General features: G+C 61.7%; 2 protein-coding genes. Both read left to right on the forward strand.

The genetic code is table 11. The features are described from left to right. Positions 1–171 precede the first annotated feature (171 nt). On the forward strand, positions 172–477 hold the full coding sequence (locus KDH09_12240; GenBank protein ID MCB0220459.1) for an FYDLN acid domain-containing protein: 306 nt from the start codon (positions 172–174) through the stop codon (positions 475–477). Further along, the gene (locus KDH09_12245; GenBank protein ID MCB0220460.1) at positions 464–1636 is read left to right on the forward strand and encodes a hybrid sensor histidine kinase/response regulator; all 1173 of its coding nucleotides are present in this window, start codon (positions 464–466) and stop codon (positions 1634–1636) included. The genes KDH09_12240 and KDH09_12245 overlap by 14 nt, the downstream gene beginning before the upstream one ends. The last annotated feature ends 120 nt before the right edge of the window (positions 1637–1756 follow it).

Raw genomic sequence — 1756 nt, forward strand, 5'->3', positions numbered from 1 at the left:
GCAGGGGAACCTGGGTGGAAGTAAGCCTGCCCGGGGAGTTTGAGGGCTGGCTCCCGAGCTCAGCAGTAAGTGATCTTCTCCCGCCGGTGCGGTAGCTCCATTCCGGAGTGACCGGGCAACCGGGGGAAACCTGCGCAACTCCGCTCCCGAATTCAAGGAGAAACCATCTTCATGGCAGTCGATTACGGTCGCAAGTACACCTGTTATAGCTGCGCAGCAAAGTTTTACGACCTGGGCAAGCCCAAGGCCGTGTGCCCCAAATGCGGCGCCGATCAGGCGGACGCTCCCGAGCCCGAGCCCGAGGAGAAGAAGATTCCCATCGGCAAGTCCCCGGTGAAGACCGTTCCCGTGGAAGAGAAGCCGCCGAAGAAGAAATACGCCAGCGATGACGACGACGTCGACAGCGACGACGTCGAAGAAGACGAAGACTTCGAGGAAGAAGAAGACTTCGACGAAGAGGAAGATGAACTCGAATAGCGCAGTTGCCGAAACGCTTGAGCCGCGTCCCTACGTCATCGCCGTGGTCGATGACGAGGAGATGGTGACCTTCGCCATCAAGAAGGCGCTCAAGAACAACCCGCGCTACGAGATTCACACCTTCAATTCTCCCACCGAGGCCGTCGCGGCGCTCGAGGGGCTCAAACTTGACCTCATCATCAGCGACTACCTGATGCCCCAGATGTCGGGCACGGAGTTGCTGGCAAAGGTCAAGGAGATGCGCCCCGAGGCCACGCGCATCATGCTCACTGCCTATGCCGACAAGGAGAGCGTGATCAAGGCCATCAACGACGTGGGCCTGTTCTTCTATCTCGAAAAACCCTGGGAGAACGAGGACCTGCGCCTGGTCGTCCAGCGCGGCCTGGAAAAGGGCGACCTGGTCGCCGAGCTCAAGGACCGTGTCATCGAGCTCGAACAGACCAACGAGGAGCTGCGCCAGGCCCGTGAGGAACTCATCCGCGGCGAGCGCCTTTCTGCCATCGGCCAGATGGCCAGCACCATCATCCACGACTTCAAGGGACCCATGACCGCCATCCTCGGTTTTTCCGAGCTCATGGCCATGCCCGACTTCGACGCCGAGGAAAAGCAGGACCTCTACAAGAGCATTCGCTCCGAGATCGAGCGCATGGTCGACATGACCAGCGAGGTGCTCGACTTCACCCGCGGCGAGATCAGTCTGAGCCGCGAGCACGTCAAGCTCGAACACTTCCTTGGGGAAGCCATCAAGCCCATGGACCGCGTTCTCAAGCGCAAGGAAGTGGAGATCTCGCTCACCCACGGGGCCGACGATCCGGTGGCCATCGACCGCCGCCGTTTCCGCCGCGTGGTGGAGAACCTGGTGGGCAACGCCGTCGACGCCATGGAAGAGGGCGGCCGAATCGAAATCTGCACCCGCGAGGGGGATGGGCACGTGGAACTCGAAATCCGCGACAGCGGCAAGGGCATTCCCGACGAGATCCGCGAGACCATTTTTCAGCCCTTTGTCACCCACGGCAAGAAACACGGCACCGGTCTGGGAATGGCGATCACCAAGCGCATCGTCGAGTCCCACGGCGGGAGCATCGCCTTCGATTCACGGGCGGGCGAGGGGACGACCTTCGTGATCCGCATTCCCCGCGAAGCCCCGAGCGCTTCCTGAGCACCGGGGCAGCGCCCCAAAAGGAGCCCCCTCATGCCGCTTTACGAACTGACCTGCCCCTACTGCGAGGCCAACATTCCCCTGGACGCCGGCGTCTCCAACGGCGACGAGGTCTACTGC

The sequence above is a fragment of the Chrysiogenia bacterium genome, from assembly GCA_020434085.1.
Taxonomy (GTDB): domain Bacteria; phylum JAGRBM01; class JAGRBM01; order JAGRBM01; family JAGRBM01; genus JAGRBM01.

What these genes read in the sequence shown, in the direction of transcription:
- KDH09_12240 (MCB0220459.1), top strand. Translation starts at nt 172, where the DNA reads ATGGCAGTCGATTACGGTCGCAAGTACACCTGTTATAGCTGCGCAGCA.
- KDH09_12245 (MCB0220460.1), top strand. Translation starts at nt 464, where the DNA reads ATGAACTCGAATAGCGCAGTTGCCGAAACGCTTGAGCCGCGTCCCTAC.